This window comes from Streptomyces sp. NPDC005402 (assembly GCF_040606575.1).
In the GTDB taxonomy this organism is placed as follows: Bacteria; Actinomycetota; Actinomycetes; order Streptomycetales; family Streptomycetaceae; genus Streptomyces.
Genome location: NZ_JBEXFB010000025.1, coordinates 73,266 through 86,266, shown reverse-complemented (window position 1 = coordinate 86,266; position 13,001 = coordinate 73,266). Strand labels below are relative to the sequence as shown.

At 69.6% G+C, this 13,001-nt stretch carries 12 protein-coding genes; 7 read left to right on the top strand and 5 right to left on the bottom strand.

Features of this window, described 5'->3' with window-relative positions:
* Window positions 1–127: 127 nt before the first annotated feature.
* Window positions 128–550 (top strand): DUF6325 family protein, encoded by a 423-nt coding sequence (locus ABZT02_RS36725; RefSeq protein ID WP_356025653.1) that lies wholly within the window; start codon window positions 128–130, stop codon window positions 548–550.
* Between the two features lie 29 nt (window positions 551–579).
* Entirely contained in the window at window positions 580–897 is a 318-nt protein-coding gene (locus tag ABZT02_RS36720) for an SHOCT domain-containing protein (protein ID WP_356025557.1), read from the top strand.
* A gap of 262 nt (window positions 898–1,159) precedes the next feature.
* Here ABZT02_RS36720 and ABZT02_RS36715 read toward each other — a convergent pair whose 3' ends face one another.
* Window positions 1,160–1,594: a hypothetical protein gene (locus ABZT02_RS36715; RefSeq protein WP_356025554.1), complete on the bottom strand. Its 435-nt coding sequence runs from the start codon at window positions 1,592–1,594 to the stop codon at window positions 1,160–1,162.
* Between the two features lie 311 nt (window positions 1,595–1,905).
* Window positions 1,906–2,595 (bottom strand): DUF308 domain-containing protein, encoded by a 690-nt coding sequence (locus ABZT02_RS36710; RefSeq protein ID WP_356025551.1) that lies wholly within the window; start codon window positions 2,593–2,595, stop codon window positions 1,906–1,908.
* A gap of 231 nt (window positions 2,596–2,826) precedes the next feature.
* Between ABZT02_RS36710 and ABZT02_RS36705 the strand changes: the two genes are divergently transcribed.
* From ABZT02_RS36705 to ABZT02_RS36695, 3 genes are read left to right on the top strand one after another with little or no spacing between them, the layout of a single operon-like run.
* The gene (locus ABZT02_RS36705; RefSeq protein ID WP_356025548.1) at window positions 2,827–3,105 is read left to right on the top strand and encodes a hypothetical protein; all 279 of its coding nucleotides are present in this window, start codon (window positions 2,827–2,829) and stop codon (window positions 3,103–3,105) included.
* Complete coding sequence (locus ABZT02_RS36700; protein WP_356025545.1) at window positions 3,081–3,443, top strand: potassium channel family protein; 363 nt, start codon at window positions 3,081–3,083, stop codon at window positions 3,441–3,443. The genes ABZT02_RS36705 and ABZT02_RS36700 overlap by 25 nt, the downstream gene beginning before the upstream one ends.
* Window positions 3,440–4,849: a DUF2252 domain-containing protein gene (locus ABZT02_RS36695; protein WP_356025543.1), complete on the top strand. Its 1,410-nt coding sequence runs from the start codon at window positions 3,440–3,442 to the stop codon at window positions 4,847–4,849. Before ABZT02_RS36700 ends, ABZT02_RS36695 begins: the two co-directional genes overlap by 4 nt.
* A 24-nt stretch (window positions 4,850–4,873) precedes the next feature.
* Here the strand turns inward: ABZT02_RS36695 and ABZT02_RS36690 are convergent, their stop codons facing one another.
* Window positions 4,874–5,071: a hypothetical protein gene (locus ABZT02_RS36690; RefSeq protein WP_356025541.1), complete on the bottom strand. Its 198-nt coding sequence runs from the start codon at window positions 5,069–5,071 to the stop codon at window positions 4,874–4,876.
* 397 nt (window positions 5,072–5,468) lie between these two features.
* Between ABZT02_RS36690 and ABZT02_RS36685 the strand changes: the two genes are divergently transcribed.
* The gene (locus tag ABZT02_RS36685) at window positions 5,469–6,308 is read left to right on the top strand and encodes a YhjD/YihY/BrkB family envelope integrity protein (RefSeq protein ID WP_356025538.1); all 840 of its coding nucleotides are present in this window, start codon (window positions 5,469–5,471) and stop codon (window positions 6,306–6,308) included.
* 35 nt (window positions 6,309–6,343) lie between these two features.
* Here the strand turns inward: ABZT02_RS36685 and ABZT02_RS36680 are convergent, their stop codons facing one another.
* Window positions 6,344–7,771, bottom strand: coding sequence for an MFS transporter (locus ABZT02_RS36680; RefSeq protein ID WP_356025535.1), 1,428 nt, complete (start codon window positions 7,769–7,771; stop codon window positions 6,344–6,346).
* The gene (locus tag ABZT02_RS36675; RefSeq protein ID WP_356025533.1) at window positions 7,764–9,677 is read right to left on the bottom strand and encodes a glycoside hydrolase family 15 protein; all 1,914 of its coding nucleotides are present in this window, start codon (window positions 9,675–9,677) and stop codon (window positions 7,764–7,766) included. Before ABZT02_RS36675 ends, ABZT02_RS36680 begins: the two co-directional genes overlap by 8 nt.
* 273 nt (window positions 9,678–9,950) lie before the next feature.
* Here ABZT02_RS36675 and ABZT02_RS36670 point away from each other — a divergent pair, with 273 nt between their 5' ends.
* Window positions 9,951–12,593: a LuxR C-terminal-related transcriptional regulator gene (locus ABZT02_RS36670; protein ID WP_356025530.1), complete on the top strand. Its 2,643-nt coding sequence runs from the start codon at window positions 9,951–9,953 to the stop codon at window positions 12,591–12,593.
* The last annotated feature ends 408 nt before the right edge of the window (window positions 12,594–13,001 follow it).

Here is a 13,001-nt window from a genome sequence, read left to right as displayed (position 1 = left end):
CCGACGAGTGAATCGCGCGCGATGTGCGACCGCCGCCATGCGGTGTTGCAATGGTGTGGGGGAGCAGGGACGAGCCCAGAGGTGAGCCGTGAGCGACGTATTTGATGAAGTCGACACATCCGGCCAGATGGGACCGATCGACTACCTGGTCGTGGAGTTCCCCGGCAACCGAATGACCGGCGAGGGCCTCCCCCTCCTGGTCGACCTGGTGGACCGAGGCCTCATCCGGATCCTCGACCTGACGTTCATCCGGAAGGATGCCGACGGATCCGTGACCGGTCTGGAGATCGGTGATCTCACCGGTGACGGTGAACTCGACCTGGCCGTCTTCGAAGGAGCGTCCTCCGGCCTGCTGGGCCAGGACGACCTCGAAGAGGCAGCCGCCGCCCTCCAGCCCGGCAGTTCCGCCGGCGTCCTGATCTACGAAAACCTTTGGGCCGCGCCGTTCGCCGCTGCCCTGCGCCGCGGCGGTGCCGAGCTGGTCGCCTCCGGGAGGATCCCGGTGCCCGCGGTTCTGGCCGCCCTCGACGCAATCGAAAGCGCGCCCTGAAGGGCAAAGGGGCGAGAAGGGAGATCACCATGCCGGGTCTGCTCCGAGGGGTCGCCCGTACGGCCGTCGTCGCCGGAACGGCGACCGCCGTGTCCAACCGAGTGTCCCGCCGACAGCAGGGGCGATGGGGGGCCCAGCAGGAGTACCGGGAGCCCGCGGCGCAATCGGCGCCCCAGTACCAGGCGTCCGCACCGCAGGCGATGCCTCCTGCCGAGCGGCCCGCTCCGGTGGCCTCCGACATGACGACCAAGATCGAACAGCTGAAGCAGCTGGGTGAGCTCAAGGCCCAGGGAGTTCTCACGGAAGCGGAGTTCGAGGACCAGAAGCGCAAGCTCCTCGCTTCCTGACCTTCTTCGGCAACGCCACCCGACCAGCGCGCGAGCGAGCCTCGTTCGAGATCCCGATGCGTACGACGGGACGGTGCAGCACCTGACAAGGAAACGTCCGCCTCCGCGCCGGACCGCGCGTCTGGCCCTCGTCGCGGGAGCCGCGGCGGTGGTGGTCCGATGGGACGGTCACCGACATGTGCCTGTGTCGGTGACCGTCCCATCGCGCAGTCGAAGGTTTCGCCGCTGAGGTTCTCGGAGGGCTCCAGGTGCCCCTCTTCTCCTACCGATCCCAGGAGTCGCCGAAGTCCTCCTTCCGGGCGACGCACAGGGCCCAGATGATGAACCCGGACATGGCGATCATGATGACCGACCACACCGGGTAGTACGGCAGCGAGAGAAAGTTGGCGATGATGACGAGCCCCGCGAGGGCGACGCCGAGGACCCTGGCCCACGTCGCCCCCTGGAACAGCCCCACGCTGACGATCACGGCGACCACGCCCAGGGCGAGATGGATCCAGCCCCAGCCGGTCAGGTCGAACTCGAAGACGTAATTGCGTGTGTTGAGGAAGATGTCGTCCTTGGCGATCGCCATGATGCCGCGGAAGATGTCGAGGACGCCTACGAGGGTCAGCATGACGGCGGCGAAGGTCATCAAGCCTGCGGCCCACGCGAACTTCGTGGAGTGGTCTGTCCGGGGTGCTTGGGTGGTGGTCATCTTTCTGCCTCGTTTCCTGGTACGAGTTCAGTGAGTGGCGGACATGGTTGTGGTGCCGGGGCAAGGGGTGTGCCGGACTCGCTCAGGACGAGGCGCTCGGTGCGGTGGAACCGCGCGTCGGGGACGTCTCCGCGGGTGCGGATGTCGGACGGCGAGTTCTTGGCGCTCCTGGTGCGAGTGCTGTCGGGTGCCGCCTTGGGCGTGTTGCTCGGCGCTCAGCGCCACGTGGGTGCTGTCGCCGCGGCCCGGGTCGGAGGTGGCGGGTGACGTTGCCGAGGCATGGGGGCCTCCTCGAGGGAGGGAGCTGGACCTCACGCCGGCGGTGGGCCGGATCCGGTCTCGGAGCGGTTCGTGCGCAGGGCGGCGCGCAGCGCCAGGGCGAGCCCGAGTTCGGCGACCCCAAGCAGCACCAGCCACAGGCCGAGCAGCCGGGTCAGGGCTACGGCGGACTCGGAGGGCAGGGCCAGCACCACCACACCCGCGACGGTGGCGAGGGCTGCCACGCCGAGGACGAAGCCGCGGTGCGGCATGCCCTTGGCGGCGAGGGCCATCCAGGCGGTCAGCATGCCGGTCACCAGCCAGACGGCGCCCGTGATGAGCGAGAGTGCGGCGACGGTCTGCATCGGGTGCCGTAGGCACAGCACCCCGGCCAGGACGAACAGCACCGCGACCAGGCAGCCCGTGTGCCGGTCGCCGTGCTCCCGGGCGAAGGCGGCGACGAAGCGGAAACATCCCGTCACGATCAGATACAGGCCGATGAGCACGGCCAGCACATGAAGGGTCTCGTCCGGCCAGACCAGGATCAGGATGCCCGGCACCAGCGTCGTCACCGCCGACCCCAGCAGCCAGGTCCAGGAACCGCCCAGCCGGGCCAGCTGTCGTTCGGGACCGGAGTCCGTCGTGTCAGCCGACCGGGCCTGGACGCCGTGCTGGGTGGCTTCCGCCCTGTCGGTCGCAGGATCGGGTTCGGTGTGCGGGATCGGACCACGCGGCACGGTCACGGCGCCTCCTCGCATGAAGCGGTCCGGCTCCGGACCGCCGGTCGAACGGTGCGCGGGCTGTTCACACCGCCCTCGCCTCGCCAGCATCGTGCGCATCACCGCATGCCGGGTCACCCCTGGCGGGTGATCCGCGCCGGGGGCCGTGGCGGTGGGCTGATGCCTGTACGGCTCATTCCTGTACGGCGCATTTCTGTACAGGACAAAAGTCCCGGAGGGACGACGTGATACGCCATGAGTGATCCAGCCGTCGCCTGGGAGCAGGCCTCCGAGGCAGGAGGGACGGCCTTTCCGCCGCTCACGACTTCACCTCCCAGCCGCCTGTCGACGGCAGCCGCGTTCGTGTGGGCAGCCCTCACGGCGACGGCCCTGATCACCGTCTGCTATCCGCTGCGCCTGGATCGCGGCGAAGAGGACGCGCCCACCGCGTTCCTGGTGGGCGGCATGCTCGCCATGGCCGACATCTCGCATGGGAGGTGCGGGCCATCATGCGGTCGCCCAACCCCCGCGTGAAGGCGGTCGACGCACTGGCCGCCGCTGTGGCGCCGTATCTGCTCCCCCTCGCCGGCACGCGCTGCCTCCTGGAGCAGTCTGCCGCGGCCTCCTTCAGCGAATCGCCGACCAGGACCGACGCCCTGTACTTCACGCCGACGACGTTCACAGCCGCCGGGTTCGGAGACGTCAACGCCCGTTGCGAAACCGCGCGCATGGTGACGATGCCCGAGGTCGGCCGACTGATGCTGCTCGTCGTCGCGACGCGGCTCCTCGCCTACGCCGTGCAGACGGGACTGCGGCGGGGCGGGCAGGTGGGACCGGACGACGGCGGCAGGGAAACGGACGGACAGCCATGACGACCCCGATGACCACGCAGGCGGCCCTGTCCGCGGCCGAACGGGCGGCATACGGCAAGGACGCACGTAAGCGCGCTCCGCGTACCTGCCACGGATGGTTCGAGGCGGACGGGGGCCGCATCGATCCGGTGGAGGTGCTGGAGGGCCAGTCGGCCACCCGCGTGCCGGAGTTGGTGCCCATCCGCTACGGCCGGATGCTCGAGTCGCCGTTCCGTTTCTACCGGGGCGCCGCGGCCCTCATGGCCATGGACCTCCGGCAGCTGCCGAACACGGGGCTGACGGTGCAGTTGTGCGGAGATGCCCATTTGCTGAACTTCCGGCTGCTGGCCTCACCCGAGCGCCATCTGGTCTTCGACATCAACGACTTCGACGAGACCCTGGCCGGCTCCTTCGAATGGGACGTCAAACGGCTCGCGGCCTCCTTCGCGATCGCCGGCCGGCACAACGGATTCTCCGCCGCCGAACAGGACAGCGCCGTACGCGAGTGCGTACGCGCCTACCGTACGCGCATGCGTGCATTCGCCACGATGGCCACCCTGGACGTCTGGTACGCGCAGGACGACGCCGACCAGATGCGGGCCCTGATGGCCTCGTCGATGAGCAAGGAGGCCAGGCACCGCACCGCCCAGGCGACAGCGAAGGCCCGCACCCGCACCCATCTGCAAGCCTTCGCCAAGCTCACCCGGATCACGGCCGACGGACGGCGGATCGCGCCCGATCCGCCACTCGTCACTCCTCTGCGGGACCTGCTGAACGATCCGTCCGACGACCGCCAGGAAAAGGAGCTGCGCAGCGTGGTGGAGGGATACGCGCGGACGCTGTCGTCGGAACGGCGGTTCCTGCTGCGCCGCTACCGGCTGGTCGACATGGCCCGCAAGGTGGTCGGCGTCGGCAGCGTCGGCACCCGGTGCTGGATCCTGCTCCTGCTCGGCAAAGACGACGACGATCCGCTGCTGCTGCAGGCCAAGGAGGCCAATGAGTCGGTGCTGGCCGCCCCCACCGGTGCCGCCCGCTACGACAACGAGGGCCGCCGCGTGGTGACTGGACAGCGGCTGATGCAGACGACCAGCGACATCTTCCTCGGCTGGACTCACGCAACGGGCCTTGACGGCAAAGGCAGGGACTTCTACGTCCGCCAGTTGCGGGACTGGAAGGGCATCGCCCAGCCGGAGACCATGGACCCGGCCCTGCTGCGCCTGTTCGCCCACCTGTGCGGAGCGGGGCTGGCCCGGGCGCATGCCCGCTCCGGCGACCCCGTTGCCATCGCCGCCTACCTGGGCGGCAGCGACCGTTTCGACCGGGCGCTTGCCGTCTTCGCACAGGCGTACGCCGACCAGAACGAGCGGGACGCCGCCGCACTGGCCGCGGCCGTCGCGTCGGGCCGGGTCCGCGCGGCCATCCTGTGACCGGGCGGTGTTGACCGGGCGGTGTCAGTCGGGCAGCCGCCGCATCTCCAGCACTTTCAGCCCCAGCGACTGACAGCGGCCCAGCAACCCGTACAGGTGTGCCTCGTCGATGACAGGGCCGAACAGCACCGTTTCATCGGAGATCACCACGTGGTCCAGCTCGGGGAAGACCTTGGCCAGTGTCTCCGAGAGATGTCCCTCGACGCGGATCTCGTAGCGCATGTGCCGCTCTCCTGCCGACAGCCGATGGCAGTCTTCCTGGGCTTCGTGTCCGAGCTTGCTGCTCTCCGGCCACACCCCGCCTCACCCTGGGCAGGTGACCCGCGCCCGATTTGGCCGGCTGCGCGGACACGCGGGTCTGGTGGACGACACGGTGGGGTTCGGCAGACGCAGGTGTGAATGTACGGCTCTCAGCGCCGGATCCGGCGGAGTGAACCCGCGTCCTCGTGGCGTCCTCGATGGCGCGCCGACGGCGGTTACGCTCGTGCGGTTCACCTTCGTGCACGTCTAGGAGGGCAGGGCGACGGCCGGGATCAACCGCGAGCGTCTGACCAGGACGCTGACGTTCTGGCTGCGTCCCGCGTTCGCCCTGCGGGTACTCAACCGCTTCCAGCGCATCGTGGGGTTCGACCGATCGATGGCGCTGGCCTCCAGCGCCTTCACGGCGCTGGTGCCGCTCGCCCTCCTGCTCGGCGCTCTGCTGGGCAGTGTCGCTCACATGGACGCGGCGGAGCGGATCATCCGGCGCTACGATCTCAGCGGCGCCGGAGCCGACGCCGTGGCGTATCTCTTCTCCCCGGCGCAGAACGACACCGCGAGCACCGGTGTCTTCGGCGCGGTCTTCCTGACGATCTCCGTTCTGAGCTTCGCCCGCGCCGCGCAGCGGCTCTTCGAGCAGACCTGGGAACTGAAGCCGCTCAGCGTGCGGAACTCGCGCAACGGCCTGTGGTGGATCCTCACCCTCGGCGCCTACGCCCTGGTCAGCGGCTGGATTTCCGCGGTGCTCGGCGGGAGCGCGGCCGGCCTGCCCGCCGCTGTGTGTGAGGCGGCCGTGACGGCGGTGTTCCTCACGTGGACCGGCTGGATCCTGTCGGCCAGGCGGATCGCTCTGCGTGCACTGGTCCCGTTCGGCGTCACCGGAGCCGTTCTCACGTCGCTCTACTCCTGGGGTGCAGCCTTCTACCTGCCGCACTTGTTCAATACGTACGCGGACCGCTACGGCGTGGTGGGCAGCGTCTTCGCGATGCTCTCGGCCCTTTTCGCGGCCATGTTCGTCCTCGTCGCGTCGGCCGCGCTGGGCCGCGAGGTGGGCGACGAGCTCACCCGGATCCGGCAGGGACGGCGGCCCTCCGAGCACGAGATCCGTCAGGAGTGGGAAAGCGTGGTGGAAGGGATGCGTTCTCGCTGGCGCAGGGCGCGCGGGGACGCGTCCGGGCGGCGGAAAGGCATCCGGTCCTGACGAGGGGCCCGCCGCACACGGGCGGGGCCTGGCCGTCAAGTCTTGCGCCCGGGTACACCTGCACTTCGTGCCGCGGCCCGCGCACCGGTGCCCGGTGCGCGGGGGAGGCACGTTGCTGCCATCAGGCCGCCGAGTCCTGCGACGGCCAGGGTGATCATGGCCACCGCGTAGGCGCCTGTGGTCAGTCCGGAGACCAGGATGGTGCCGGCGATGGCGGTACCGAAGGAGGACCCGAGGTTCGACACGCTGCGGGACAGGCCGGAGATCTCTCCCTGCTGCCTCTCAGGGAACTGCGACTGCACGATGTTGACCGACGGCGTCAGCATGACGCCCAGGCCCAGCCCGATCAGCAGCAGTCCGGGGACGAAGGCCCAGGCGGAGGAGATCGTTTGCACCAGGGCGACCAAGGCGACCACGCCGGCGTCGCAGACGATGAAGCCGGTCATGATCAGGGTGCGCTGCGACCTCCGCCCGGCCAGCCGGTGCGCGGCCAACGACGTGGCCAGGAGCCCGAGTGTGGCGGCGGTGAACACGACTCCGGTCTGGATGGCGTCGTAGTGGCGCACGGTCTGAAGGTAGGCAGACACCGTGAACGAAGTGCCCATGAGCATCAGCCACTGGATGTTCTGGGTGGCCAGCCCGAGGTTGGAGACGCGGTCGTGGAACAGGCCGACCGACAGCAGTGGCTCCGTTCCGGAGGCTTCCTTTGCGCTTGCCGAGTGGAAGAACCACGCGAGGACGCCCGCGCCCAGGACCAGCAGGCCGATGGTGAGCCAGATGTTGTCGTCCGCTGCCAGGATCCCCATGACCACGAGGACGAGACCCGTTGCCGAAAGGATGGCGCCGACGACGTCGAACGAGCGGGTCGGATCAGGCGGCAGCGGATCGTCGAGTCGGCGGCTGAGGAAGATGATCACCGCGATGACCAGTGCCTGGAAGACGAAGGCCGCGCGCCAGCTGATGCCGGTGGTGATCAGTCCGCCGATGAGTGGTCCGGCGGCGGCACCGATGCCGCCCAGTGCCATGACGATTCCGAAGGCGCGGGCGCGTGATGTTTGGCCAGGGTGGAGGAGGGTCGTGAGGATGTAGACCGGCGGAATGAGCAGGGCGGTGCCGATCCCCTCGAAGATCGAGTTGCCGAGGATCAGGACGCCCAGATTCGGGGCCGCCGCGCTGACCAGAGCGCCGATCGCGTAGACGGTGAGGCCGGTCAGGAAGCAGCGCTTGCGGCCGTAGCGGTCGGTCAGCTTGCCGCCGGGGATCATCAGCGCCGCCATCACCACCAGAAAGACGGTGATGGCCACCTGCACGCCCTGGACGGTGGTGTCCAGGTCCTCGCTGATGTCGTTGATCATCACGTTCATGTTGGAGCCGGCGAAGCTGCAGATGAACTGTGCGAGGGCCAGCGCGGCCAGGGCCCGTCCTGGTCCGGCCGCTTGGCGGGGCGGGATTGACTCAACCACTGCCGGGGCTCCCAGCAACGCTACCGGTGGGCACCCTGAGACCCCGGGTCGACGGGCGCCATGAGCCGTCCGCGCGGAGACTCCCACCCTGCTCGGACAGTTCCTCGTCCAGTGCCATGGCCGCGGTGACCAGGGCGAGGTGTGTGAACGCCTGTGGGAAGTTGCCGAGTTGCTCACCCGAGGGGCCTATCTCCTCGGCGAAGAGACCGACATGGTTGGCGTAGGTGAGCATCTTGTCGAAGGCGTACCGTGCCTGGGCCAGTCTTCCGCTGCGGGCGAGGGCCTCGACGTAGAAGAAGCTGCACAGGTTGAAGGTGCCTTCCGAGCCGCGCAGACCGTCGGGGGAGGCCGCGGGGTCGTAGCGGTAGACCAGGCTGTCACTGACCAGCTCCTCGTCCATGGCGTCGAGGGTGCTGAGCCAGTCGGGGTCACGCGGGGAGATGAAGCCGACCTTCGGCATCAGCAGAAGGGAGGCGTCCAGCACCTCGGTGTCGTAGTGCTGTACGAACGCCTGGCGCTTCTGGTGCCAGCCGTGCTCGACGATCTGCCGGAACACCGTGTCACGCGCCCTGGTCCAGCCGAGTGTGTCGCCGGGGCGGGAGAAGGTGTGGGCCGCCTTGATCCCGCGGTCGAAGGCCACCCAGCTCATCAGCCGGCTGTAGGTGAAGTTCTGCCGGCCGCCGCGGGTTTCCCAGATGCCCTCGTCCGGCTGGTCCCAGTGATCGGCGAGCCAGTCCAGGACATCACTGAGCGCCTTCCAACCGCGGATCGCTCCGATGTCCCCGCCCACGACCAAGGCGTCCGATGCCTCGCCGTAGATGTCCAGCTGAAGCTGGTCCGCCGCCGCGTTGCCCGCCCTCACCGGACGGGAGCCCCGGTATCCCTCCAGGTGGTCCAGGACTTCCTCCGAGAGGTACGGGTCGCCGTCAATGCGGTACATGATCTGCAGAGGGTTGCCCTCCGGCGTTTCCCGGGCCTCGATGCGGTCCCGTAGCCATCGGCGAAAAGCCTGCGCCTCCTCCTGAAAACCCAGGTCGATCAGAGCCCGGACCGAAAGCGATCCGTCGCGGACCCATGTGTAGCGGTAGTCCCAGTTGCGCTCGCCGCCGACCTGCTCGGGGAGCCCCATGGTGGCAGCTGCGATGGGGGCCCCGGTGGGCGCGTACGTGAGCAGTTTGAGGGTGATCGCGGAGCGGTTGACCATGTCCTGCCAGCGCCCGTGATACGTGCACGAACGCAGCCAGGACAGCCAGAAGGACCGGCAGCCCTCCAGGTCGCCGATGACGCTCTCCAGCGAGGGGCGTGGGGGCGCGGAAGCACCGCCTGCCGTACTGGTCAGCACGATCGCGGCGGCCTCACCGGCCGCGAGCGTGAAGCGCGAGGTGACGTCGTTGCCCTCGGCACGCAGCGAGACGCCGGCGGTGGACTGCACGCAGAGGTCCGTGCCCGGGCCGTGGAACGCCGCCGTGCTGTCGTCGGCCAGTGCCAGCTCGTGGGACGCGCGGCCGTAGTCGAAGCGGGGACGGCAGATGAACGTGAAGTGCAGAGTGCCGCGGACCACGCGGGCGACTCGCACCAGGCGGTGTCCGTCCTGGGGCGTCGTGGAGTCGATGGGGACCATGAAGTCGGCTACCTCACCGACGCCCTCAGGCGCCATGAAACGGGTGACCAGAATGGCCGTGTCGGACAGATACAACTGCCGGACCGTCGAGCCGTTTCCGGACGGAAGGTCCGCCGCGAGACCGCAGTGCCCGCCGCGCTCGCTGTCCAGCAGTGAGGCGAAAACACTGGGGGAGTCGAAGCGAGGCGTGCACCACCAGTCGATGCGTCCGCTGGAGGAGACAAGAGCGGCCGTCTGCAGGTCGCCGATCATGCCGTGGTCGGCGATGGGCGGATATTCGTTCACGATGTCCTCCGACTCGCGGACATGCCCTCGGGCACGGCGCCGGTACGGCCGGCACGCGTTCAGCCTTCGCGCCGGCCGTCGCAAGGGCATCACCCCCCGCGGGTGAAGGCGCGCCATGGCCCCCGAGACAGTAGGAGCTCTCGCCGCAGTCGGCGGACGAGGGTCAAGGGACCAGAGACCCGCATCGGGGCCGTTCGGTCCCTGTGTGGCGCGCGGCGGGGCGAGGGGGTGTGATGGTGGAGGGCCTCCGCGACCCGGCGGGTGGTGAGAGCAGTGGCACTTGACGACAAGATCCCGCGACATCCTGCTGGTCAGAATGTCGATCCGCTCGGCGATCCGTTTCTGCGGAGCCGCTTCGCCCTGCCGGCGAGACCAGTGACGTTCCTGCGCCGTGACCGGCTCGTCGAACGTCTGGAGCAAACCTTCTCCACTCCGCTGGTCATGGTCAACGGAGCCGCGGGGGCGGGCAAGACCCTGCTTGTCGGCGACTGGGCCGCGAACCTCGAGCAGCCGGTGGCCTCGCTGACGGTGGACGAGACGGTCCGGCGGCCGGGCATGTTCTGGGCTCATCTGATCAAGGCCCTGCACACCGCGGGTGTGCCGATGCCCGCCGACATCGGCTTTCCCTCCGACGCACGGCGCGTCAACCCCACCCTGTTGAGCCGGCTGACGGCGCAGCTCAGCGGCACCGGCCTGACCGTGGTGATCGACGAGTACGACAAAACAGTGCCCGAGGTCTCGGAGCAACTGGCGTTCGTCCTGCACCACGCCGGGCCGGGACTGCGCCTGGTACTGGTCACCCGCACCGAACCGCTCCTGCCACTGCACCGCTATCGTGCGGCCGGCGAACTGGTCGAGATCAGGGACGCCGAGCTCGCCTTCACGCCCGAGGAGGCCGTGGAGCTGCTGGACCTGCACGGACTGCGGGTATCCCTCGCGGCGGCCGACGCCCTCGTGGAGCGCATGCGCGGTTGGGCGGCGGGTCTGCGGTTGTGCGCCCTGGCCGCTCGCCAGAGCCCGGATCCGGAGCGCTACCTGAAGGAGTTCGAAGTCGGCCACAGCACGGTCGCCGACTTCCTGCTGGCCGAGGTGCTCCGGCGGCAGCCGACGCCGACGCAGGACCTGCTGCTGCGCGTCAGTGTTCTGGAGCGTTTCTGCGCCGACCTGGCGGACGAGCTGACCGGTCGCCGTGATGCCGCGCCCATCCTGGCCGGACTGCACCATGTGAACGCCTTCGTGGACGACCTGGGGCACTCCTGGTACCGCCTGCATCCGCTGTTCCGGGAGATCCTGCGCGTCCATCTGCGGGAGCGGAGCCCCGGTCTGGAACCGGAACTGCACCGGCGGGCCGCGCACTGGCTGCGGCGGTCCGGGACACTGCCGGAGATGGTCGCCCACGGCGCGGCTGCCGGTGACTGGGAGTTCACGGCTCGTGCCCTGGTCGACGACCTGGCGATCGGGCAGCTGTTCACCGGCCTTTCCTCCGATGACCTGGACCGGCTGTTCGCCGGGATGAAACCCCTTCCGCCGACTCCGGAGTCGGACCTTGTCCAGGCGGCCCGCGACCTCTCCCACCACGACGTCGACCGGGGCCTGACCCGTTTGGACCACGCGAGGGAGCACCTCGCCGCCGAGGACGCGTGCCCTCCTGCTGCGCAGCTGAGCTGCGCGCTGCTGGAGGCGTTGGCGGCCCGGTTGTCCGGCTCCCCGCAGAGGGCGGAACAGGCGGCGCAGGCCGCCATAGAACTGCAGCGGGAGGTTCCCGTCCACCTGCTCGACGAGCATCCGGAAGTGCCCGCCCTGCTGCTGACGCATGTGGGTTCGACGCGGCTGTGGGCAGGGCGGCTGGAGGAGGCACGAGCCGCCCTGACCGTGGTCACGGGCAACCAGGGGGGTGCATCCACGGCGCTTGCCCGGCAGGAGTCACTGGTTCACCTGGCCCTGATCGACTACCTCACCGGATGGCCGGACAGGGCCCAGCACCACGTGTCGGCCGCAAGGGCGGAGTCGGAACGCTTCAGCCTGCCCGAGCATGCCGACTCCGGTCTCGGGGGACTGGTCATGGCAGCGGTAGCGGTCGAGCGCGACGAACTGGACCAGGCGCAGACGCTGCTCGATCAGATGCCCGACGGTGAGGCGCCGGACCCGGTGACGGCTGCGGGGCGGTCCCTCGTGACAGCCCGGCTGCTGCTGGCTCGGGGCAGGGCACGGGCCGCGATGGCGGCAAGCGCCACGGACGTGCCGGCCGACGTCGCCTCTCCCTGGGCGGAGGGTCATGCCGCGCTGGTCGCCTCAGCCTGCCACCTGGCCGAAGGCCGCCCGGACGCGGCCGCGGAAGTGCTGCGTGACCTGGACACCGATCAGCCGGTGTGTGCGGTAGGCGCGGCGCGGGCCCACCTGGCGACCGGCGACCGGTTGACGGCACTGGGGGTGCTCAACGCGATGCAGGGCACGCAGAACATCGGACCCGCGCTGCGTGTACGCGCCATGCTGGTGCGGGCACAGGCCGCCCACGCGGGTGGCGACGACCTCGTCACCCACCGGCTGCTGACCGAGGCGCTGCTGACCGGCCGCCGCGAGAGACTGCGTCGGCCCTTCCGGGAAGCCGGCGGATGGATCGCGCCGTTCCTGGCGCAGCCACCGCTACGGGGACTGGCCACCGGATGGCTCACGCCCGGTGACGCGATGCCCGGTGCGGGGGCTGAGCCGCCACCCCTACTGGTCGAACGACTGAGCGAGCGTGAGTGTGACGTGCTGACGCTGCTGGCCCAGATGATGTCGACCGAAGAAATCGCCGCCGAGCTCTTCGTGTCGGTGAACACGGTGAAGACCCACCTCAAGAATCTCTACCGGAAGCTCGCAGTGAGTCGGCGGAGTGACGCCGTGCGACAGGCTCGCGAGATGGGGCTCGTGTGACCGCACGGCGGCGAAAACTCCGGTGACTGGCTCGCAGGGTCGGGGCGGCCTCGGTGTCGAGGGGCGGGAACCCCTCGTCGGCCCGTCACGTGCGCCGCCGCGGCACGCGCCGTCCCCCGTGAGGGGTGAGGTGGCGCATCGGGGGCTTGGGGTGCGATGGGAGCGGCGGCAGGGTGACCGGCCGCCACCCGGGTGCGAGCGCCGCGGCCCGGGCCGACTGGGCGAGGTGGGCACCGTGCGATGCTGCCGGGCTCTGAACGCCCTGGGGAGGATCCCGTCAGTGGTTCTCGACGGATCGGTTCGCCGATGCCGTCACGCACTTCCGCGCAACCGCCCAGCTCGGTGGCCGACGGACGGCGATGCGGGCCGCCGGCCGCACTGTCGTCGCCGACCGCGCGGTTCCGCGAC

Excerpts from the sequence above, each read along its gene's own strand:
- ABZT02_RS36720 (WP_356025557.1), top strand. The coding sequence starts at position 580 with ATGCCGGGTCTGCTCCGAGGGGTCGCCCGTACGGCCGTCGTCGCCGGA.
- ABZT02_RS36725 (WP_356025653.1), top strand. The coding sequence starts at position 128 with ATGGGACCGATCGACTACCTGGTCGTGGAGTTCCCCGGCAACCGAATG.
- ABZT02_RS36700 (WP_356025545.1), top strand. The coding sequence starts at position 3,081 with ATGCGGTCGCCCAACCCCCGCGTGAAGGCGGTCGACGCACTGGCCGCC.
- ABZT02_RS36690 (WP_356025541.1), bottom strand. The coding sequence starts at position 5,071 with ATGCGCTACGAGATCCGCGTCGAGGGACATCTCTCGGAGACACTGGCC.
- ABZT02_RS36715 (WP_356025554.1), bottom strand. The coding sequence starts at position 1,594 with ATGACCACCACCCAAGCACCCCGGACAGACCACTCCACGAAGTTCGCG.
- ABZT02_RS36705 (WP_356025548.1), top strand. The coding sequence starts at position 2,827 with ATGAGTGATCCAGCCGTCGCCTGGGAGCAGGCCTCCGAGGCAGGAGGG.
- ABZT02_RS36695 (WP_356025543.1), top strand. The coding sequence starts at position 3,440 with ATGACGACCCCGATGACCACGCAGGCGGCCCTGTCCGCGGCCGAACGG.